The sequence below is a fragment of the Leucobacter japonicus genome, from assembly GCF_001273855.1.
GTDB lineage: Bacteria > Actinomycetota > Actinomycetes > Actinomycetales > Microbacteriaceae > Leucobacter > Leucobacter japonicus.
The window spans coordinates 58,774-80,254 of the sequence record NZ_JHBX01000077.1; the positions used below are offsets into that span (position 1 = coordinate 58,774).

Annotated in this window: 21 protein-coding genes and 1 tRNA gene; 19 read left to right on the forward strand and 3 right to left on the reverse strand. The window is 66.9% G+C overall.

The genetic code is table 11. The features are described 5' to 3' along the window. Positions 1–8: 8 nt before the first annotated feature. Positions 9–2,165, forward strand: coding sequence for a primosomal protein N' family DNA-binding protein (locus AMS67_RS01430; protein ID WP_053385786.1), 2,157 nt, complete (start codon positions 9–11; stop codon positions 2,163–2,165). 19 nt (positions 2,166–2,184) lie between these two features. On the opposite strand, the gene trpB (AMS67_RS01435) is transcribed toward AMS67_RS01430, so the two are convergent. Further along, positions 2,185–3,396 carry a tryptophan synthase subunit beta gene (trpB, locus tag AMS67_RS01435; protein WP_053385787.1) on the reverse strand — a complete coding sequence of 404 codons (1,212 nt, stop codon included), beginning with the start codon at positions 3,394–3,396 and terminating at the stop codon, positions 2,185–2,187. Between the two features lie 190 nt (positions 3,397–3,586). Here trpB (AMS67_RS01435) and AMS67_RS01440 point away from each other — a divergent pair, with 190 nt between their 5' ends. The 3 genes from AMS67_RS01440 (at position 3,587) to AMS67_RS01450 (ending at position 7,426) form a co-directional block, all read left to right on the forward strand. Next, positions 3,587–4,501 (forward strand): methionyl-tRNA formyltransferase, encoded by a 915-nt coding sequence (locus tag AMS67_RS01440; protein WP_053385788.1) that lies wholly within the window; start codon positions 3,587–3,589, stop codon positions 4,499–4,501. Then, complete coding sequence (locus tag AMS67_RS01445) at positions 4,498–5,901, forward strand: RsmB/NOP family class I SAM-dependent RNA methyltransferase (protein ID WP_082305212.1); 1,404 nt, start codon at positions 4,498–4,500, stop codon at positions 5,899–5,901. Before AMS67_RS01440 ends, AMS67_RS01445 begins: the two co-directional genes overlap by 4 nt. An 82-nt stretch (positions 5,902–5,983) precedes the next feature. Beyond that, a complete protein-coding gene (locus tag AMS67_RS01450; RefSeq protein ID WP_082305213.1) occupies positions 5,984–7,426 on the forward strand; it encodes an MFS transporter in 1,443 nt (480 codons plus the stop codon). Here the strand turns inward: AMS67_RS01450 and AMS67_RS01455 are convergent. Further along, positions 7,413–8,858 (reverse strand): hypothetical protein, encoded by a 1,446-nt coding sequence (locus AMS67_RS01455; RefSeq protein ID WP_156316489.1) that lies wholly within the window; start codon positions 8,856–8,858, stop codon positions 7,413–7,415. The two genes, AMS67_RS01450 and AMS67_RS01455, sit on opposite strands and share 14 nt — an antisense overlap. Before the next feature lie 55 nt (positions 8,859–8,913). On the opposite strand from AMS67_RS01455, the gene rpe reads away from it, so the two are divergent. From rpe to AMS67_RS01530, 15 genes are all read left to right on the forward strand, one after another. Beyond that, entirely contained in the window at positions 8,914–9,576 is a 663-nt protein-coding gene (gene rpe / locus AMS67_RS01460) for a ribulose-phosphate 3-epimerase (protein WP_053385791.1), read from the forward strand. Between the two features lie 54 nt (positions 9,577–9,630). Next, entirely contained in the window at positions 9,631–9,894 is a 264-nt protein-coding gene (locus AMS67_RS01465; protein ID WP_053352935.1) for a phosphoribosyl-ATP diphosphatase, read from the forward strand. 95 nt (positions 9,895–9,989) lie between these two features. Beyond that, complete coding sequence (hisG, locus tag AMS67_RS01470; RefSeq protein ID WP_053353536.1) at positions 9,990–10,832, forward strand: ATP phosphoribosyltransferase; 843 nt, start codon at positions 9,990–9,992, stop codon at positions 10,830–10,832. A 10-nt stretch (positions 10,833–10,842) separates the two neighbouring features. After that, positions 10,843–11,628 (forward strand): imidazole glycerol phosphate synthase subunit HisF, encoded by a 786-nt coding sequence (gene hisF, locus AMS67_RS01475; protein ID WP_053385792.1) that lies wholly within the window; start codon positions 10,843–10,845, stop codon positions 11,626–11,628. Further along, the gene (gene hisI, locus AMS67_RS01480) at positions 11,625–11,987 is read left to right on the forward strand and encodes a phosphoribosyl-AMP cyclohydrolase (protein WP_053385793.1); all 363 of its coding nucleotides are present in this window, start codon (positions 11,625–11,627) and stop codon (positions 11,985–11,987) included. The genes hisF and hisI overlap by 4 nt, the downstream gene beginning before the upstream one ends. 74 nt (positions 11,988–12,061) lie before the next feature. Further along, a complete protein-coding gene (locus tag AMS67_RS01485; protein WP_053385794.1) occupies positions 12,062–13,654 on the forward strand; it encodes an anthranilate synthase component I in 1,593 nt (530 codons plus the stop codon). After that, positions 13,644–14,318: a Trp biosynthesis-associated membrane protein gene (locus AMS67_RS01490; protein ID WP_082305214.1), complete on the forward strand. Its 675-nt coding sequence runs from the start codon at positions 13,644–13,646 to the stop codon at positions 14,316–14,318. Before AMS67_RS01485 ends, AMS67_RS01490 begins: the two co-directional genes overlap by 11 nt. A gap of 34 nt (positions 14,319–14,352) precedes the next feature. Continuing rightward, positions 14,353–14,586, forward strand: coding sequence for an HGxxPAAW family protein (locus AMS67_RS01495; protein WP_053352940.1), 234 nt, complete (start codon positions 14,353–14,355; stop codon positions 14,584–14,586). A gap of 1 nt (position 14,587) precedes the next feature. After that, entirely contained in the window at positions 14,588–15,358 is a 771-nt protein-coding gene (trpC, locus tag AMS67_RS01500; protein WP_053385795.1) for an indole-3-glycerol phosphate synthase TrpC, read from the forward strand. A gap of 20 nt (positions 15,359–15,378) precedes the next feature. Continuing rightward, on the forward strand, positions 15,379–16,620 hold the full coding sequence (gene trpB, locus AMS67_RS01505) for a tryptophan synthase subunit beta (RefSeq protein WP_075201172.1): 1,242 nt from the start codon (positions 15,379–15,381) through the stop codon (positions 16,618–16,620). Further along, positions 16,617–17,411, forward strand: a complete 795-nt coding sequence (gene trpA / locus AMS67_RS01510; RefSeq protein WP_053385796.1) for a tryptophan synthase subunit alpha — start codon at positions 16,617–16,619, stop codon at positions 17,409–17,411. Before trpB (AMS67_RS01505) ends, trpA begins: the two co-directional genes overlap by 4 nt. An 83-nt stretch (positions 17,412–17,494) precedes the next feature. Next, the gene (gene lgt / locus AMS67_RS01515) at positions 17,495–18,514 is read left to right on the forward strand and encodes a prolipoprotein diacylglyceryl transferase (RefSeq protein ID WP_082305215.1); all 1,020 of its coding nucleotides are present in this window, start codon (positions 17,495–17,497) and stop codon (positions 18,512–18,514) included. 17 nt (positions 18,515–18,531) lie between these two features. Continuing rightward, the gene (gene pyk / locus AMS67_RS01520) at positions 18,532–19,986 is read left to right on the forward strand and encodes a pyruvate kinase (RefSeq protein ID WP_053385797.1); all 1,455 of its coding nucleotides are present in this window, start codon (positions 18,532–18,534) and stop codon (positions 19,984–19,986) included. A gap of 83 nt (positions 19,987–20,069) precedes the next feature. Next, positions 20,070–20,151: transfer RNA gene (locus AMS67_RS01525), tRNA-Leu, on the forward strand. A 130-nt stretch (positions 20,152–20,281) separates the two neighbouring features. Continuing rightward, positions 20,282–20,890 (forward strand): ANTAR domain-containing response regulator, encoded by a 609-nt coding sequence (locus AMS67_RS01530; RefSeq protein WP_053385798.1) that lies wholly within the window; start codon positions 20,282–20,284, stop codon positions 20,888–20,890. A gap of 84 nt (positions 20,891–20,974) precedes the next feature. On the opposite strand, the gene AMS67_RS01535 is transcribed toward AMS67_RS01530, so the two are convergent. Continuing rightward, the gene (locus AMS67_RS01535) at positions 20,975–21,415 is read right to left on the reverse strand and encodes a hotdog fold thioesterase (RefSeq protein WP_053385799.1); all 441 of its coding nucleotides are present in this window, start codon (positions 21,413–21,415) and stop codon (positions 20,975–20,977) included. Positions 21,416–21,481 lie beyond the last annotated feature (66 nt).

Consider the following 21,481-nt stretch of genomic DNA (forward strand, 5'->3'; position numbering starts at 1 on the left):
GCACGCGTATGGCGTCAAGCGCGTCACCGGTCTCCGCACGCGGATGGTCGGGGTATGAACGGGCTGAAGGGGCACAGGGCCGACCCATCGCGCAGATCCTGCTCGACTCCGCTCTTCCACAACTCGATCACCTCTTCGACTATGCGGTGCCGCCCGAGCTTGCCGACGAGATTCGCGTGGGGCAACGCGTACGCGTGCCGTTCCGCTCGCGAGAGCGCAAGACATTCGGGTTCGTCGTCGGGTTCTCCGAGCGCAGCGACTTCGGCGGCGAGCTGTCGCCCGTCGCCGATCTCGTCACTCCCGTACCCCAGCTGACCCCGGAAGTCTGGCGCCTGGCTCGAGCGGTCGCCGATCGCGCGGGAGGCTCGGCGGGTGACATCCTGCGGCTTGCCATTCCCACGCGCCAAGTGCGCGTCGAGAAGCAGCACTTGGCGGCAGCGTCGGCCCCGGAGTCGAAGCGTTCGGGCGCAGAGCATTCGGCAGACGCGGAATCCAGGGAAGCCCCTGAGGTCTTGGAGAGCCCGGAGACCGATGGCGTCGATCCGGCCGAGGCGGAAGCGATCACGGCGACCGCGATCGCCGACGACGTCGCGCAGTCGGCGGAGCACACCATCGCCGAACAGCTCACCGCCGGCGCACGTCTTGCGCTGACCGCGTCGCACGGTCCCGAGCGGCTGCACACGGGGGAGTGGGTCGGCGGGTGGGCCGGGCAGCTGGCACGCATTGCACTCGCGGTGTACGAGTCACGGCGCAGCGTGATCATCATTGCGCCTGACTATCGCGACCTCGACCAACTGCGCGATGCACTCGCCGCATTCGGGCACGAGCACGTGGTGCGGGTCGATTCGCGTCAGTCGAATGGCGAGCGCTACGCGGGGTTCCTCCGCGCGCTCGACGCCGAACCCCGCATCATTCTCGGTAACCGCTCTGCCGGATACGCGCCAGCCCACGAACTCGGGGCGATCCTCATCTGGGACGACGGCGACCCCGTGCTCGCCGAACCCTTGACCCCCTACGTGCACGCGCGAGACGCCGCCCTCGTGCGTGCCGAGCAGACCGGTGCCGGGCTGTTCTTCGCCGGGCACACGCGCAGCGCCGAGGTGCAACGACTCGTCGACCTGGGCTACGTGCGAGCGCAGCGCAACCCGCCGCGGCGCGCCCGCATCCAGCATGCCGACGCGTCGTTGGCGCCCGACGCGTTTGCGGGCCGCGTCCCCGAGTTCGCCGCGCGCACGATCCGCGAAGGGTTGCGGAGCGGACCGGTGCTCGTGCAGGTCGCCACGCCGGGTTACGCCCCGGTCGCGGTGTGCGCCGAGTGCGGCGACCTGGCTCGATGCCAGGTCTGTGCGGGACCGATCGGCTTCCGAGCGATCGGTCGAGCATCGTGCCGCTGGTGCGGGGAGCACCCGGCTCGCTGGCAGTGCCGCACGTGCGACGGGCGCACGCTCGTTGAGCGCGGTATGGGATCCGGGCGCACCGTCGAACAGTTCGAACGGCAGTTCGCCGGCGCGCGCGTGCTGCTCAGTGACGGAGACCATCCGCGGGAACGCGTCGACGCTCGACCCGCTATCGTCGTCGCAACGCGCGGCGCCGAGCCGCTGGCCGCGGGGGGCTACCGCGCAGTCGTACTGCTCGATGCCGAACGCCTGCTCAGCATCGAAACCCTCCGGGCAGGCGAAGACTGTCTGCGCTGGTGGGAGAACGCTGCAGCCCTCACCGCAGCAGACGGCGTCTGCCTCATGGCTTCGGGTGGGGGTCCGGTGGTGCGTGCCTTCGTGACCGGGCGCACGGAGGAGTGGCTGCACGGCGAGCTGCGGGACCGCCACGCCTTGCGGTATCCGCCGGCGGTGCGCGTGGCGAGCGTCAGCGGCGGGCCCGACGAGGTCGAGCGCGCGCTGCTGCAACTCGCGGAGGTTCCGGGAACCGATCATCTCGGGCCGACGCAGGTGCCCGCGGGAGGCCTTGCGAAGACGCCGGCGGGCTTGGTGCGCGCCATCGTTCGGTTCGAATACGGTCACGGTGCAGAGGTCGCAAGCCGCCTGCGCGGCGCACTCGTCGCCGATGCCGCCGGCTCGGCCTCGCGCACGCGCGGCAGCGCTCCAGGGCGGGCACGCCCTGAAGCGCTCCGTCTGCGCTTCGACGATCGCGGCGTCTTCGACGGCTAGGTCGGCCGCGTCGTGCGACTCAGACCGCTGCGGCGTCGCGCAGGCGCTCCGCGACGAAGTCCACGTCTTTGTCGCCGCGCCCCGACAGGTTCGCGATGATGACCGCGCCCTCGGGCAGCGTCGGGGCGAGCTTGATGACTTGCGCGAGTGCGTGCGAAGACTCGAGCGCCGGAATGATGCCCTCCACCTTCGAGAGCGTCTGGAACGCGGCGAGCGTCTCCTCATCGGTCACCGACACGTACTCGACGCGCCCGAGCTGCTCGAGGTGGGCGTGCTGCGGTCCGACTCCCGGGTAATCGAGCCCCGAAGCGATCGAGTGGACGGGTGATGGTTCTCCCGATTCGGTTTGCAGCACCTTGGTACGCATGCCGTGCAGCGTGCCCGGCGTGCCGAGCGTCATCGTCGCGGCGTGACGGTCGCCCTCGAGCCCCTCACCGGCGGGCTCGACGCCCTGAATGCGTACCGACTCATCTTCGAGGAACGCGTCGAACAGGCCGAGCGCATTCGACCCGCCGCCGACCGCGGCGACCAGCACATCGGGCAGCTTGCCCTCGGCTTCGAGAATCTGTGCGCGGGCTTCGCGGCCCACGACCGACTGGAAGTCGCGCACCATCGAGGGGTAAGGATGCGGCCCGACCACGGAGCCGATGGCGAAGAAGTACTCGTCGGGAGATGCCGCGTAGACGCCGAATGCCGAGTCGACGGCCTCCTTCAGCGAGCGACCGCCTGCTTCGACGGCGACGACCTTCGCGCCGAGCAGTTCCATGCGTACGACGTTCGGGTGCTGCTTCTCAACGTCGATCGCACCCATGTGGATTTCGCACTCGAGCCCGACGAGCGCGGCCGCGGTCGCAAGCGCGACGCCGTGCTGACCGGCACCCGTTTCGGCGATGACCTTGGTCTTGCCCATTCGCTTGGCGAGCAGCGCCTCGCCGAGGCAGTGATTGATCTTGTGGGCCCCGGTGTGGTTCAGGTCTTCGCGCTTGAGGTAGATCTTTGCGCCGCCGAGCCTCCGGGTGAGATTTTCGGCGAAGTAGAGCAGCGAGGGGCGACCGACGTAGGTGCGCAGGAGCGCCTGCAGCTGATCCTGGAAATCCGGATCCTGCATCGCCTCGGCGTAGGCCGTGGCGACCTCGGCGATCGGTCCGGCGAGGAACGGCGGCAGTTCTGCGCCGCCGAACTCACCGAAATTGCCTTCGGCATCGGCACGGTAGGGGGAGGTCTGAGTCATGGGTGGTCCTTTGCTTCATTGCGCCACTCGGAGACGAAAAAACACCGCCCTCGAGAGGCGGTGTCGGTGTGCATGCGCACGAGAGGGAGACCGCCTAGGCGGTCCACCACTGCTGCACGGTACGCATACGGGGAGCATAGCAGGATCGCAGCGGGCCACACGAGCCCGAGTCAGGTGGGAGAATGGTCGAATGCGTATCGTCTTCGCGGGCACTCCCGAGTTCGCCGTTCCGAGTTTGCAAGCGCTCGTCGCCGCCGGTCATGACGTGGTGGGGGTCATTACCCGCGCCGACGCACCTCTGGGCCGCAAGCGCGTGCTCACTCCGTCGCCCGTGGCGGCGGCGGCCGACGAGCTCGGCATTCCTGTGCTGAAGGCGAATCGTTTGGATGCCGCGGCGACCGAGTGGGTGGCGGGTTTCACGCCCGAACTCGGTGTGATCGTGGCCTACGGCGGGCTCGTGCGCACCCCGCTGCTCGAGACCCCCGTACACGGTTGGATCAACCTGCACTTTTCCGCACTGCCGCAGTGGCGCGGCGCAGCTCCCGTGCAGCGCGCACTCGCCGCGGGCGAGCAGCGGCTCGGCGTCACGGTGTTCCGTCTCGTGGAGGCGCTCGATGCCGGGGACGTGCTCACGCGCGATGCTCGCGAGGTGCCCGAGGGCACGACCGCCGGAGCGGCGCTCACCGATCTCGCGTCGTTCGGCACGGCGGCATTGGTCGACGCGGTGGCGCTGCTCGCAAAGAACGCCGAAGCCGGGGAACCGCAGGAGGGCGAGGCGAGCTACGCGCACAAACTGTCGCGCGACGACGGCCGTCTCGACCTCTCACGGCCGACCTCCGAGGTGTTGGCCACATGGGCCGGCATGACGCCCGAGCCGGGAGCATTCGTGCTCCATGACGAGGCGCCGCTGAAGCTGCACGTGGTGCGTCGTGCTGAGGCTCTGCCCGGCGCGGTGGCTGGCCAGGTGGTGCTCGCGGACGGCGAGGCCGTGGTGCAGCTCGTCGACGGCGCACTGGTACTCGAGCGCGTGCAGCCGGCCGGCAAGCCCGCGATGGATGGCGCCGCATGGTTGCGCGGCCGCGACGGAGAGGCGGTGGTGTCATGAGTGCGATTTCGAAGCCGAGACTCGTCGCCTACGATGTGCTGCGCGATGTGGAGGATCGCGATGCCTATGCGAACCTGGCGCTGCCAGCGCGCATCCGCGAAGCCGGGCTCGACGCGCGCGATGCGGGTCTCGCGACCGAGCTTGCGGCGGGTGCCCTGCGCTGGCGCGGCCGCTACGACCGCATCATCGAGCTCGCGGCTCGGCGCGAGATCGAACGGATCGATAGCCGTACGCGCAATGTGCTTCGACTCGGCGCGCATCAACTGCTCGGCATGCGCACCGCCGCCCACGCCGCGGTGAACGAGAGCGTCGAGCTGCAGCGGCGCGTCGGCAACCGTGCCGCCGCGGGATTCGTGAATGGAGTATTGCGCACGATCGGGCGCACCGAGTCTGCCGAGTGGGATACGCGCATCGCTGAGAACGCGCGGAACGCCGACGACGCACTGGCCGCTCAGTCCTCGCACCCCGCCTGGGTGATCCGCGCCGTGCGCGATGCGCTGCACGCCGAAGGACGGCGGGATGAGCTCGAGGACCTGCTCGCCGCGGACAACGTCGCGCCGCGGGTGAGCCTGGCGGTGCTGCCAGGTGCCGGTGTCGCGCCGGAAGACATCGCCGACCGCGACAACCGGGTGGAACTCACGTTCACCGGCCCCTCGCCGCTCGGGCTCGAAGTTGGCGGCGGCGATCCGGCACGCGCGATCGAGGAGACCGGAGCGCGGTCCGGGTTCGCGCGGGTGCAGGATCAGGGCTCGCAGCTCGCTGCGCTCGCGCTCACCCGGGCCCGCCCGGTGCAATCGGGGGAGCGCTGGCTCGACCTGTGCGCCGGGCCCGGCGGAAAGACTGCCGTGCTGGGTGCCGAAGCCAATGCGGGCGGCGCGACGGTGCGCGCGAACGAAGTATCGGAACACCGGGCCGAGCTCGTGCGCCGATCCGTGACCGGAGTTGCGGAGGCCGTCGAGGTCGTCTCGCACGACGGCCGTTCGGAGGCAGCCTTCGGCTCGTCTTCGGGCGCGACGTTTGATCGGATCCTCGTCGACGCTCCCTGCTCGGGTCTCGGTGCGCTGCGCCGTCGGCCAGAGGCGCGCTGGCGCAAGCAGCCATCGGATCTGCCCGAGCTCACGCAGTTGCAGGGCGAGCTGCTCGACGCGGCGGCGGATCACCTCGCACCCGGCGGGTTGCTCGCGTATGTCACGTGCTCTCCGCATCTGGCTGAAACCCGGGTCACCGTTGATCGTCTGCTCCGACGACACCCCGAGCTCGTCGAGCGCAGCGCGCGCGACGCCGTAGCCGCCGTGGCCCAGGGAGCGATCGACTTTCCGGGGGAGACGCTGAGCGCGCAGCTCTGGCCGCACCGGCACGGCACGGACGCGATGTTTATCGCGCTGCTCGAACGGCGCTGACGACTGGTCTGCGGCATCGGTCCGGTGATGCTTGCACGACGAGGATCTAGCGGATGTCGGCGGTCACGTCTAGCCTGAGGCCATGACCACGAATCTGGGCCCGGAGGCAGGGCGGCCGCCGGTGCCGATCGCACCGCCGGTCGGTGGCTCGCGCACGTTCGCCCACGTGCTCGTCAATACTGCCGTGGCCAACCTGACGACCAACTTCCTCTGGTTCGCCGTCGTCTTCTGGGTGTATCTGGAGACCCGAAGTATCTTGGCGACCGGTGTGCTCGGCGGCGTGTACATGATCATGCTGGCGGTGTGCTCGATGTGGTTCGGGTCACTGGTCGACCGACTGCGCAAGCGCCGCGTGATGCTCATCTCGGCGTGGTCGTCGCTCGCGGCGTTCGGAGTCGGGTGCGCCATCTTTTTCGCCGTGCCGAGCCCGGAACTGCTGAGACTCGACCGGCCCTGGTTCTGGGTGTTCACCCTCGTCGTGCTTGCGGGGTGCGTGGTCGAACTGCTGCGCAACCTCGCGCTGGCCACGACGGTGACGCTGCTGGTTCCGGTCGAGAAGCACGCCAATGCGAATGGCCTCGTCGGAACCGTTCAGGGCTTGGCATTCATCGCTACCAGCGTCTTCAGCGGGTTGTCGGTCGGGTTGCTCGGCATGGGCGGCACGATCATCATCGCGACGGTCTGCGTGGGCGCGCCGATCCTGCATCTCCTCGCGCTCCGCATCCCCGAACCCGAGATCGTGCCCGATCCCACCCGCAGCGCCGTCGATTTTCGGGGAGGCATGGCTGCGATGCTCGCAGTGCCGGGACTGCTGGCACTCGTGTTCTTCTCGACGCTAAACAACCTCTCGGGAGGGGTGTTCATGGCGCTGCTCGATCCGTACGGGCTCGAGATGTTCCCCGTCGAGGTGTGGGGGATGGTGTTCGGGCTCGCCTCGACCGGATTCATCGTCGGCGGCCTCGCGGTGGCAAAGTTCGGCCTCGGGAAGAATCCGATCCGCACCATGCTCGTGCTCGTGATCCTGCTCGGGGTGCTCGGAATCGGCTTCACCCTGCGCGAGTGGCCCTGGCTGTTCATCGCGGGAATCTGGGTGTTCATGGCACTGATGCCCGCCGTCGAAGCGGCGGAGCAAACCGTGATCCAACGCGTCGTGCCGTTCGAGAAACAAGGCCGTGTGTTCGGGCTTGCAATGACCTTCGAAGCGGCCGCAGCTCCAATCACTTCGCTGCTCATCGCGCCCATCGCCGAGTTCTGGATCGTGCCCTACATGCGCGAGCCTGCAGGAGCCGCAGACTGGGGGTGGTTGCTCGGCGACGGCCAGAGTCGCGGCATCGCCCTCATCTTCGTGTGGGCGGGCGTCGCGATGGTGCTCCTCGGTCTCGGGGCGTTTCTGACTCGCTCCTATCGGGTGCTGTCGCGGAGCTATGCGGCCGTTCCGGTGCCGAACGCGCACGATTCCGACGGATCGACGGGCACCGGCGAGGTCCCGCCCGTTCCGGGTGCGGGCGCCGTCACTCCCACGTAAGTGTGGGCGAGGCGCTGCTGAAGTCGACGTAGGGTTGCAGGGCTTCCTCGCCGTACTCAAGATCGGCTCGCGCCACCTCGCCCGATCGCGACACGTCCAACGCGATGTCGGCGGCGATCCATTCATAAGTCGTCACCCGGGTGGGGGTGCCGTAATCCGGATCGGGAATCATCGCAGCCAACCGGTCGTCGACCCCGGCCTGCAGCGTTCGAGTCACGGTGCCGTCGACGGCTGTCCATCCTTCAGAGAACGTGCGCTGCACTGACATGCCGCAGCTCGTCTCCAGGGTCTGCGCCGGGAGGCACTCCGTGAGCGACGCGGTGACGAGACGGCGGAACTCTGCGACGCCAGCGTCTGAGAGCACCGGAGTCGCAGCCGCGAACTCGGTAAGCGCAGAGTCGTCCGCGAGCACCAGTCGGTCCGTGCCCGTCGACAGTTCGAACCAGTCCGATCTGAACTCGACGGGATATGCGATCGGGAACCCCTCTAACGCGCTGTCTTCCGGGGCGGCGCCGCCGATGCGCAGATCCATCCCCTCGAACGCCCCGGTGTACAGGTGCACGGTCCCGTTCGTCATCAGCCAGGAATCGGGAAATTCCCAGAACGAGAATTCTCGGGTGACCGCGACATCCCCGACCTCGTATGCGACCGTCACGACCCGGTCACCGAGGTCATCCGAGTCGCGCTCGTCGAGCACCTCGATATCGGTGATTGGAGCGGCGTCGATCGCGTCCCGCAGCGCTTCGTCGGTGAGCAGCGGCTCGAGGCCGTCGACACCGGCGAACTCCCGGGCCGTGGCGCCATCGCCATTCGCCAGCGCGGTGAGATAGGACACTGCTGTGTCGCTCGCACTCAGCTCAAGGTCGCTCGGCGCCTCGTCTGACGGGTCACCATTCGACGAGGCGAATCCGATCACCATGAAGATCGCCACAATACCGAGACCGATGAGGGCGCCCCAGCCGGCTTTGCCCGTGCCCTTCGCAGCGGGGGGTGCGGGGGGCTTGGCGGCATTCGAAGGGGGAGACCATGCTGCGGGAGCCGCAGGCGCGACCGGTGTGCCCGGTGCGGGCTGAGCGGGTGACGGATTCGCATGGGCGAAGTCCGCGCGCACGGGCTCGGGATGCGGTGGTGCGACGGGAACCTCGGGAGGTGCCGTCACCGCGGGCTGCAACTCGGGATCGACGGCAAGGAACGACGGGTCAGCCGACGGGAGGTCGGGCATCGCGGGAGTCTCGGGCAGCGCCGGGGCAGCGCCTGGCCCGGGCGAACCCATCCCGGGCGGCATTGTCAGGCCGGGCGGTGGCCCGAACGACGGCGGGGTCAGCCCCGGAGACGGTGCGAGCCCAGGCGGAGGCAGCAACCCCGGGGGAGCAGCGGAGGTCGGCTGCGGCTCATCGGGCAGCAGCGGATGCGCGTCCTCGGGGTCCGTCATGGCTCCAGACTAGAGCGTCGGAGTCCGCGTCGTTGGGAGGCCGTAGGCTGTTCCCGTGACCGCGCAGCGCATCAACCCGAGCATCCTGTCCGCCGACTTCGTCAACCTGCAGTCCGAGCTGGAGGCGATTCGTTCTGCCGACCTCGTGCACGTCGATGTCATGGACAATCACTTCGTTCCGAACCTCACCATGGGCCCGCCAATCGTCGAGCGCATTCAAGCGGTATCGCCCGTTCCACTCGACGTGCACCTCATGATCTCGGACGCGGATCGTTGGGCGCCCGCCTACGCGGAGCTCGGGGCCTACTCGGTCACCTTCCACGCGGAGGCCGCGGCAGACCCCGTCTCGCTCGCACGCGCGTTGCGCGAGCGCGGCGCCCGAGCCGGTATCGCGCTGAAGCCGGGCACCGACCCCGAGCCCTACCTCGAGTTGCTTCCTGAGTTCGACCAGGTCCTCATCATGACCGTGGAGCCTGGCTTCGGCGGGCAATCGTTCATGCCCGACATGATGCCGAAGCTGCGTCGCTTCGCCGACGCCAAGCGGCGGCTCGGCCTCGATGTCTGGCTGCAGGTCGATGGTGGCATCACGACCGAGACGATCGGGGTCGCCGCGGAAGCCGGAGCGGATACCTTCGTCGCGGGTTCTGCCGTGTACGGAGGCGTCCCGGAAGCACGAATCGCAGAGCTGCGAGCCGCCGCATCCGCCCACACGCACTGAGTCGAGAGCGACGGTGCGATCCGGCACCCCGCCGAAACCCGGTAGGCTAGTCCCGTGAAATCGTTCGAGGTGCTGTTCGCCGAGCTCAGCGAGAAGGCGGCCACCCGCCCCGAAGGCAGCGACACCGTCGCGCGCCTGGATGCCGGCGTGCACACGATCGGCAAGAAGATCGTCGAGGAAGCCGCCGAGGTTTGGATGGCTGCCGAGTACGAATCCGACGCAGACTGCGCGGAAGAGATCAGCCAGCTGCTGTACCACCTGCAGGTGCTGATGCTCGCAAAGGGCCTCACCCTCGAAGACGTCTACGCGCATCTGTAGCATCGGCGCGCCGGGACTCCCGAGCGCCGATGCTCGCCGCTGACCTCTCACTCTTGGCCGGCAGAACCGGCCGCACGGAAGGATTTCCACGCACCATGCTTCGCATCGCAGTTCCCAACAAGGGCTCGCTCTCCGAGACCGCCGCCGAGATGCTCGCGGAGGCCGGCTACACGGGGCGTTCCGACAGCCGCAAGCTCGTACACGCCGACACGCGCAATCAGGTGGAATTCTTCTACCTCCGTCCGAAGGACATCGCGACCTACGTCGGTTCGGGCGCGCTCGACGTCGGCATCACCGGGCGTGATCTGCTGCTCGACTCTGGTTCTGGCGCGACCGAGATCGAAGAGCTCGAATTCGCGGACTCGACGTTCCGGTTCGCCGCGCCTGCCGGGAGCGGTATCACCGAGCTCGCTGACCTCGCCGGCCGCCGGGTGGCGTCCAGCTACACCAAGCTCGTCGACGACTTCCTGCGCGAGCGCGGCGTCATCGCTGAACTCGTCAAACTCGACGGCGCAGTCGAATCGGCGGTGGAGCTCGGTGTTGCCGACGCCGTTGCCGACGTCGTTTCGACGGGTGCCACACTGCGGGCGGCCGGGTTGGAGATCTTTGGCCCGGTGATTCTCCAATCCACTGCGGTGCTGATCGGCGGCCCGAAACAGCACGCCGACATCGAACGCCTGCTGCGTCGACTGCGCGGCGTCTTGGTGGCGCGGAAGTACGTGATCATGGATTACGACCTGCCGGTCGAGCAGCTCGAGGAGGCGACGCGCATCGCCGGTGGTATCGAATCGCCGACCGTATCGCCACTGAAAGACGAGCGCTGGGTGGCCGTGCGCGTCATGGTGCGATCGGACGACGCGAACCAGATCATGGACCGCCTCTACGACCTCGGCGCACGCGCGATCCTCGTGACCGCCATTCACGCCGCGCGACTCTGAGCGGAGCATCATGTCCATCGCAACCCGTGTGATCCCGTGTCTCGACGTCGCCGGCGGGCGCGTCGTCAAAGGGGTCAACTTTCTCAACCTCCGCGACGCCGGTGATCCGGTCGAACTCGCCGCACGATATGCGGCGCAAGGCGCTGATGAGCTCACGTTCCTCGACGTCACCGCGACCGTTGACGACCGATCGACCACCTACGACGTCGTGCAGCGCACAGCTGAACAGGTGTTCATTCCGCTGACCGTTGGCGGTGGCGTGCGCGGCGTCGACGACGTGGCGCGTCTGCTCGGCGTCGGCGCCGACAAAGTGGGCATCAACAGTGGCGCAATTGCCCGACCCGCAGTGATCGGCGAGATCGCCGATCGATTCGGGGCTCAGGTGCTCGTGCTGTCGCTCGACGTGAAGCGGAGCGAACGCATGCCCTCGGGCTTCGTGGTGACCACGCACGGCGGCAAGCGCGAGACCGATATAGACGCGCTCGCCTGGTGCCGCGAGGCAGTCGAGCGCGGCGCAGGTGAACTGCTCGTCAACTCGATGGATGCGGACGGCACGCTCGCGGGCTTCGACCTCGAGCTCACCCGACTCGTGCGCGACATCTCACCGGTACCCGTGATCGCCTCCGGCGGCGCAGGGGCGCTCGAGCACTTCGCCCCTGCTGTCGATGCGGGAGCCGACGCCGTACTCGCCGCGTCCGTCTTCCACGACGGGACCTTCACCATCGGGGAAGTGAAGCGCGCACTCGCGGATGCGGGGCACGAGGTGCGCCTGAGCGATGCTGAGCGGGCATCATGACCGCGATCGATCCCGTACCCGCAGATCTGGTGTTTGGGGCCGACGGCCTGTTGCCGGCGATCATCCAAGACGACGCCAACGGCGATGTGCTCATGCTCGCCTGGATGGACCGCGAAGCCGTGCGGCGCACCCTCACGACGGGCCGGGTCACCTTCTGGTCGCGCTCACGGCAGGAGTATTGGCGCAAGGGCGACACCTCGGGGCACCGACAGTACGTGCGCGGCGTGTCGATGGACTGCGACGGCGACACCCTGCTCGTGCGGGTGATCCAGATCGGTGCGGCGTGCCACACCGGCACGCGCACCTGCTTCGATGATCGTGAGATCACAGCGCTCGTCGGCGACCCTGTCGACGACTGAGCGACACCGAAAATTGAGTCGCCGAGGGCTTCTGCGGCTCCAGGCTCACATCCGACGCGCGGTAGGCTGACACGGTGAGCTTGACGACCTCGCGCGCCGCGTTCGACGCCGCGCGCGCCTCCCACGCAGTGATTCCGGTGTGCCGCGAAGTGTTCGCCGACGCAGATACACCGGTCGGCATCTACCGGAAGGTTGCGGGCTCGCGCCCAGGAACCTTTTTGCTGGAATCGGCCGAGCAGGGCGGCGTTTGGACGCGGTTCAGTTTCGTGGGCGCCGGCAGCTTCGGTGTGCTCGGTGAGCGCGGCGGTCGTGCACACTGGTCGCCGGCCGACGGTGGTGAAGTATCGGAGGAGCGACTGCTTCCCGGCGGTATTAGTGACTTGGCCCCGGTCGAGGCGCTGAGCGCGGTCTACGAGCGCTGGAGGTCGCCGCAGGTAGAGGGGCTGCCGCCGCTCGCGAGCGGATTCGTCGGGTACCTCGGGTGGGAGACGGTGCGCCAGTTCGAGAAGCTCGAGCACGGCCCCGTCGACGGGCCGGGCTTGCCGACGCAGGGGCTCAGCTTCGTCTCCGAGCTCGTCGTCATCGACCACCGCGAGGGGAGCGTGGTACTGCTCGCCAACGTGCTGCACGATGCCGCGCTCGGCGATCCCGCACCGTCAGATGCGAACGACGACCGTGCGCTCGCTGACGCGCAGTGGGCGGATGCGCAGGCGAGACTCGACGCGCTGCAGCACGCGCTCGCCGCTCCTGAAGCTTCCCCGTTGAACTCCGTGGATCGTGATGCTGCCCCCGACCCGAAGCGTCTCACGTCGACTCCGGAGTACGTCGCGGCGGTTGAAGCCGCCAAGCAGTACATCGTCGACGGCGACATCTTCCAGGTGGTGCCCTCGCAGCGATTTGACCAGCCGTGCACCGCAGCCCCACTCGACGTCTACCGGGTACTGCGCCATCTGAACCCGAGCCCGTACCTCTACCTGCTGCAGCTCGAAGATGCCGCAGGGCATCCGTTCGCGGTTGTGGGTTCGAGCCCTGAGGCCCTCGTGACGGTGCAGGAGGACGGTCACGTCATGACGCATCCGATCGCCGGCTCCCGGCCGCGCGGAGCCTCGGTTGAAGAAGATCAGCAGCACGAGCGAGATCTCCTCGCCGATGCCAAGGAGCGCGCAGAGCACCTCATGCTCGTCGATCTGGCGCGCAACGATCTGCTCAGAGTGTGCGAGCCTTCGTCGGTCGAGGTGACCGAGTTCATGCGTATCGAACGGTTCAGCCACATCATGCACATCGTGTCGAGCGTCGAAGGCCGAGCGCGCTCGGGTCAGAACCCGATCGATGTATTCCGCGCCACGTTTCCCGCGGGCACGCTCTCGGGCGCCCCCAAGCCGCGCGCACTGCAGATCATCGATGAGCTCGAGCCCGTGCAGCGTGGCGTCTACGGCGGCGTCGTCGGATACTTCGGGCTGGGCGGAGCCGCGGATCTCGCGATCGCGATCCGCACGGCAACAATCAAGGACGGTGTCGCGATGGTGCAGGCCGGTGCCGGAGTGGTCGCCGACTCGGTACCCGAGACCGAGGACGCCGAATGCCGCAGCAAGGCCGCGGCGCCGCTGCGGGCGATTGCCATCGCGAACACGCTGCACGCGTTGGGGGAGGCCCACGATGCGGCCTAAGTTGTTGACCATCACCGGGCTGGCCGCGGCCGGTGCGCTTGCACTGCTTGCCGGATCGCAGACCTGGATCTCATTCATGCTCGACGGCACCCACAGCCTCGAATCCGTCGCCGGGCATGATGTGAACTCCGCGGTGTCGCCCATTGCTATCGCAATCTTCGCCGCAGCGCTGGCCCTCACGATTGCCGGCCGGGTGTTCCGGCGGGTGCTGGGTGCACTGATCGTCTTGCTCGGGGCGGGCCTCGCCGCGCTCACCATCAGTGTCGTCGTGCGGCCGCTCGAGGCAATCACGGGAACAATTACCTCACTCACGGGGATCACTGGGGCGAATACGACGTCACTGGTGGTGTGGAGCCAGCTTTCGGCCTGGGTCTGGGTGTGCGTCGCCGCGGGGGTGATCGCCGCGCTGCTCGGGGTGACCGTCGTCGTCTGGGGCGGCCGTTGGGTGACCGGTGGACGCAAGTACGATGCGTCGGCACCGACGGCTGCGACTGCGGCAGGTCAACCGGATCGCATCTCCGACTGGGATGCCCTCTCCGGCGGCGACGACCCGAGCGACGACGAAGACCTCGATGCTGACCGCACCCCCGATACAGACGCGGAATCTGCGGCGGATGACGATGTCGCCGGGGAGGCGCCGAACGGTGCTTCTGATTTCCGCTAGTCTGGAACCGTCGAAATCTGTTCAGAGGAGATTCATGAGTACCCAGCACGGAGACCCCGGTCACGGCGATTCGCCCGCCGCATGGACGGCGGTCGTGGTGATGCTGCTCGGCATTGCTGCCGGCACCGTCTTCTTCTTCCTGCACAACGCACTGATGGTGTGGGTGTGCGTCGGCGTTGTCGTGGTGGGCGCATTGCTCGGGTGGGTTCTCTCCAAGGCCGGCTACGGCGTGAACGGGCCGAAGTTCACCCCTCCGGCTCACGACTGACGTGCTCGAAGATCTCCTCGCAGGTTCACTCGAAGACGCTGCGACACGGAAGCTGACGCGACCGTTCGCCGAGGTTGAGGCGGATGCGCTGGCCGCGCGGCCTGCCCTCGACGCACTCGCCGCACTGGCACCGGCCGATCACATCAAGGTCATCGCTGAGGTGAAGCGCGCAAGCCCGTCACGCGGTGATCTCGCCGAAATTCCTGAGCCTCAGGACCTGGCGACGCAGTACGAAGCCGGTGGTGCCAGCGCGGTCAGCGTGCTGACGGAGGAGCGCAAGTTCAAGGGCTCGCTCGCCGACCTCGAAGCGGTGCGCAAGTCGATCAGCATTCCCGTGCTGCGCAAAGACTTCATCGGCGACGAGTACCAGGTGTTCGAGGCGCGAGCAGCCGGTGCTGACCTCGTGCTGCTCATCGTCGCGGCGCTTGAGCAGCCCCGACTCGAGCGTCTGCACGACCTCATTCGTGAACTGGGCATGACCCCGCTCGTCGAAGCGCACAGCGATACCGAAGTTGCCCTTGCGGTCGACCTCGGTGCACAGCTCATCGGAGTCAACGCCCGAGATCTCCGGACGTTCGAGCTCGACCGCGATCTGTTCGGCCGTGTGGCCGACCAGATTCCCGCCGGAGTGACTCGGGTTGCGGAATCGGCAGTGCTCAACGTGGCAGATGTCGAGCACTATCGCTCAGCCGGTGCCGACGCGGTGCTCGTCGGCGAAGCGCTCGTGACGAGCGACCCCATCGCTACGCTGCAGTCCTATCTCAGCGTCTGACTGAATCTGTAGAGGACACTGTGACCGATCAGAACCCGGCGACGACGAGCCTGCGCGACCAGCACGGCCCGTTCTTCGGAGAATTCGGCGGCAGGTACATGCCCGAGTCGCTCATCGCTGCCATCGACGAGTTGACCGAGGCGTACGCCGCGGCCCAAGCAGATCCCGAGTTCCGCGCCGAACTCACGGAGCTGCTGCTCTCGTACGCGGGCCGCCCGTCTCCGATCACCGAGGTGCCCCGTTTCGCCGTGCATGCCGGAGGCGCACGCGTCTTCTTGAAGCGCGAAGACCTCAACCACACCGGTTCACACAAGATCAATAATGTGCTCGGACAGGCGCTCCTCACGAAGCGCCTCGGCAAGACGCGCGTCATCGCGGAGACCGGGGCGGGGCAGCACGGGGTGGCCACGGCCACGGCCGCTGCGCTGTTCGGTCTCGAATGCACGATCTACATGGGCGAGGTCGATACCGAGCGTCAGGCGCTGAACGTCGCTCGCATGCGCCTGCTCGGCGCCGAGGTCATCCCGGTGCGCACCGGCTCGCGCACGCTGAAAGACGCGATCAACGAGGCGTACCGAGATTGGGTCGCGAGTGTGGATCGCACCAACTACATCTTCGGTACGGCAGCGGGCCCGCACCCGTTCCCCGCGATGGTGCGCGACTTCCAGAAGATCATTTCCGAAGAGGCTCGCGCGCAGCTGCTCGAGCGCGTCGGTCGTCTCCCTGATGCCGTCGTCGCGTGCGTGGGCGGCGGATCGAACGCAATCGGTATGTTCGATGCGTTCCTCGACGACGCCGATGTTCGCTTGTATGGCGTTGAAGCAGCTGGAGACGGCGTCGATACCGAACAGCACGCCGCATCGATCGAACGCGGTCGACCCGGTATCTTGCACGGTGCGCGAACCTATGTGCTGCAGGATGCGGACGGGCAGACCATCGAGTCGCATTCGATCTCTGCGGGCCTGGACTATCCCGGTGTCGGGCCGGAGCATGCGTGGCTCGCCGACATCGGTCGTGCCGAGTACATTCCGGCGACCGACGACGAAGCGATGCAGGCACTGCGGCTCCTGAGCCGCACCGAGGGCATCATTCCCGCAATCGAGTCGGCGCACGCACTCGCCGGCGCGCAGCGCATCGGCGCGGAGCTGGGCGAGGGCGGCATCGTCTTGGTCAGTCTTTCCGGGCGTGGCGATAAGGATATGGCGACGGCTGGCCGATACTTCGGTCTTCTCGACGAGAACGGACCGGAGGTCGACGGATGAGCGCGGCGGAATCACAGGTCGCGCGCGCGATTCGCGCGGCGCAGCAAGATCGCCGCGGAGCCTTGATCGGCTACCTTCCCGTTGGCTTCCCCGATCTCGACACGAGCATCGATGCGGCGATCGCCATGGCACGCAGTGGAGCTGATGTGCTCGAGTTGGGAGTCCCGTACTCCGATCCAGTGATGGACGGAGCAGTGATTCAAGAGGCGACGCAGACGGCGCTCGCTGAGGGATTCCGTCTCTCGGACGTCTTCGAGGCCGTTCGGCGCATTCGCGAAGCGGTGGATACTCCGGTACTCGTCATGACGTACTGGAATCCAGTGCTGCAATACGGTGTGGATCGTTTTGCGCGGGAACTGGCCGCTGCTGGTGGTGCCGGGCTCATCACGCCCGACATCACTCCGGATTCCGCGTCAGACTGGATCGAAGCCAGCGAAGCGCACGGGCTCGATCGCGTCTTTCTCGCCGCACCGAGCTCGACCGATGCGCGTCTCGCGCTCGTCAGCGAGTCGAGCCGTGGATTCGTGTACACCGTGTCGACCATGGGCATCACGGGTGAACGCGCTCAGCTCGATGCGGCGGCTCGCGGGCTGACCCAGCGACTGCGCGAACAGGGCGCAGAGATTGCCTGCGTCGGAATCGGTATTTCCACGGCCGAACAGGTCGCCGCAGCGCTTGATTATGCTGACGGTGCGATCGTCGGCACAGCGTTCGTTCGCGCGCTGCGCGACGGCGGCGTGGCACAGCTTGCCGACACGGTGCGCAGTATCGCTGCGGGCACCGCGCGGTAAGATTGACCCGTCTTCCGCACGGCGTTTCCGCGCGGTTTCCATCGAAGTCCCGCGGCAGCGCGCCGCGATCGAAAGAGGAGTGAATGATTCTCCCGTTGAGCATTCCGAGCCCGGAGCTGCAGTATCTGCAGATCGGGCCGCTGCGGATCTACTTCTACGCACTCTGCATCATTCTGGGGATCATCATCGCCGGGATCTGGACTGCCCGTCGCCTCGGTCAGCGCGGAGGTGAACGCGGCGCAGTGTTCGATTTCCTCGTCTGGTCGCTGGTCCTCGGCATCATCGGCGCGCGTTTGTACCACGTGGTGACGCACTGGGGCGATTACTTTGGCGCAGGCAAGAATCCGCTCGAAATCTTCGCATTCTGGAACGGCGGCATTGCCATCTTCGGTGCGCTGATCGGCGGAGCCATCGGCGTACTAATCGCGTCACGCATCACCGGAATCCGATTCTGGTCGTTCGCTGATGCACTGGTACCCGGCCTGCTCATCGCGCAAGCGGTGGGTCGTGTCGGCAACTACTTCAACCATGAGCTGTTCGGAGGGCCGACCACGTTGCCCTGGGGGTTGGAGATCGAGTCGAGCAACGCTGCGTTCCCCATCGGATTGCCGGAGGGGACCCTGTTCCACCCGACGTTCATCTACGAAGCGATCTGGAACCTGCTCGGTGTCGTCGTGCTGCTCGCGATTGAGCGCAAGTGGCGTCCGCGCTGGGGTACCTTCTTCGCGCTGTATCTCATCTGGTACGGTATCGGCCGCTCGTTCACCGAGTCGCTCCGCGTGGACCCGAGCCTGCTCTTCCTAGGCATCCGCACCAATGTCCTTGCAGCACTGATCGCCATCCTGGTCGGTCTCATTCTCTTCATCGTGCGCCGTCAGCGTCACGTCGGTATCGAGAACTCGGTGTACCTGCCCGGGCGTCGAAACCCGAGCGACACGGTGCTCCAGGACACGGCGAACGCCGACGAGTTCTATCACATCATCGATCGTGGAGACGCAAGCGAAAGCGACGCCGCGGACGCGGTCGACACCCCATCTGACGCCGAAGACGTCGTCGAGGCCGCTCCGGTAGCCGAGACGGACGCCCCCGGTAAGACTCACTAACCGAAGGAGACCGCTGCATGCGTCACGCCAAGATCGTCGCCACCTGGGGCCCCGCTGTTTCCAGTTACGACCACACGCTCGCGCTGATCCAGGCCGGCGTGAACGTGGCTCGACTGAACATGTCTCACGGCACGTACAACGTGCATGAGGGCATCTATCGCAATATCCGTCGCGCCGAGGCCGAGGTGCAGCGTCCCATCGCAGTGCTCGCCGACTTGCAGGGGCCGAAGATCCGCCTCGGTGTGTTCGCCGATGGTCCGTACGAGCTGGAGGTCGGCGACGAATTCGCGATCACGACCCGAGATATCGTGGGCGACCGTACGATCTGTGGAACGACACACAAGGGGCTTCCCGGAGATGTGCGCCCCGGAGATCCGTTGCTCGTCGACGACGGCAAGGTCGCTCTGCGCGCGGTCAAGGTGACTGAAGACACGGTGTACACGACCGTGGAAATTCCGGGCAAGGTGTCAAACAACAAGGGCATCAACCTGCCGGGCGTTGCCGTCAATGTGCCGGCGCTCTCGGATAAGGACGAAGAAGATCTTCGCTGGGCGCTGGCGCTGGGCGTCGACTACATTGCACTGTCCTTCGTGCGTGACGCCGCCGACATCACGCGCGTGCACGAGATCATGGACGAAGCCGGCGTGCGTCTGCCCGTGATCGCCAAGATCGAGAAGCCGCAGGCGGTCGAGCACCTCGAAGAGATCGTCGCAGCCTTCGACGGCATCATGGTGGCGCGTGGCGATCTCGGAGTCGAGCTGCCGCTTGAGCAGGTGCCTCTGGTGCAGGCTGAAGCAGTGTCGATCGCACGACGCAATGCGAAGCCGGTCATCGTGGCCACCCAGGTGCTCGAGTCGATGATCGAGAACCCGCGCCCCACCCGAGCTGAAGCTTCGGACTGCGCGAACGCCGTTCTCGACGGTGCCGATGCGGTGATGCTTTCGGGCGAGACGAGCGTCGGTGCGTACCCGGTGCAGGCTGTCTCGACGATGGCGCGAATCATCGAGGCCACGGAGGATCACGCGCTCGGCCGCATCGAACCTCTCGGGAGTGCTCCCCGCACCCAGGGCGGTGCGCTCACCCTCGCAGCTTCTGAGGTCGCCGATTTCATCGGAGCCCGCTTCATCTGCGTCTTCACGGAGTCCGGTGACACCGTGCGTCGCATGTCGCGATTGCGCCGCCCGATTCCGATCGTCGGCTTCACGCCTGACCCGGGCACGCGCCGTCGCATGGAGCTGACCTGGGGTGCGCAGAGCTATGAGGTGCCGCGCGTCGGCAGCACCGATGAGATGTTCGAGCAGGTCGACAAGGTGTTGCTCGAACACTCACGTGCGGAGCTCGGCGAGAAGGTCCTGATTATTGCCGGATCGCCTCCCGGAGTGGTCGGCACGACGAACACGCTTCGCATTCATCGCATGGGCGAATCGACGGGGCAATTGCCCGAAGCTGGTCCGCGTACGTTCGGCAACTAGTCCGTTCGAAAGCGCGCGACGCGCCCATCGGGGCTGCGTCGCGCGCAACCTTCGCCTGACTGTGCGCTAGGCTGGTGGAGTTCGCCGAATTGGTGGAATTGGCAGACACGGCGCACTCAAAATGCGTTGCCGAAAGGCGTGCGGGTTCAAGTCCCGCATTCGGCACGAACTCGATGCCCCGCTGCAGTGACTCACGTCACGCAGCGGGGCATCCGTGCGTGTGGGCCTCGGTGCGAACCCTCGAATTCAAGCCGCTTTTCGGAATTCCGCAGTGTGAATGTCGTAAGCTGGACGGGTGAATGACCAGAGCACTGCACCGAGCGCTCCGCGACGCGTTGTCGTTGCGGAAGACGAATCCCTGATCCGTCTCGACATCGTCGAGACCCTGCGCGATAACGGTTTCGAGGTGGTCGGCGAGGCCGGTGACGGCGAGACCGCCGTCAAGCTCGTCGAGGAGCTCCGCCCGGACCTCGTGGTCATGGATGTGAAGATGCCGCAGCTCGATGGCATCTCCGCAGCAGAGCGCATCAATAAGACGCACATGGCCCCGGTCGTGCTGCTCACGGCGTTCAGCCAGCGGGAGCTGGTGGAGCGCGCAAGCGAAGCCGGCGCGCTCGCCTATGTCGTGAAGCCGTTCACCCCGGCCGACCTGATCCCCGCGATTGAGATCGCCCTGTCGCGATTCCAGCAGATCGTGGCGCTGGAGAGCGAAGTCGCCGATCTCGCTGAGCGTTTCGAGACCCGCAAGCTCGTGGATCGCGCCAAGGGCATTTTGAACGACAAGATGGGTCTGAGCGAGCCCGAGGCATTCCGCTGGATTCAGAAGGCGTCGATGGATCGTCGTCTGACCATGCAAGATGTCGCCAAGACGATCATCGATCAGCTCGGGCAGAAGAAGGACTAATCTGTCGCCGTCGAGTTCGACCGCGAATACAGAAAGGCCCCGGCCCGCGAATGCGGGTTCCGGGGCCTTCCTGTGTGCCGGAGACTAGGCGCGCTGCTGCTTGTAAAAATTGGTGATGCGCACCGTGGAGCAACGGCTGCCGTGTTCGTCGGTGATCACGATCTCGTGGACCGCAATGCTGTGCCCCAGCTTGATCGGAGTGCACACGCCGGTGACCAGGCCAGACGTTGCCGAGCCGGTGTGCGTCGCGTTGATGTCGACACCGACCGCGACATACCCCTCGGGGGCGACGAGGTTCGCATGCATGGATCCGAGCGATTCTCCGAGCACCACATACGCGCCGCCGTGCAGGAGGCCGATCGGTTGCGTATTGCCCTCGACCGGCATGGTCGCGACCGCGCGGTCACGGGTGAATTCGATGGCTTCGATGCCCATGCGATCGGCAAGGGCACCCATGCCGCGTTCGCGGATGTAGGCGAGACCATCGATCGGTGCGGCGTCTGCGCGTGCGGGGGAGTCAGTCATGGGAACCTTTCGGAGACGATGTGACACGCGCGAGTCGACCGTATCGGTGCACGCCCTGGGGAATGT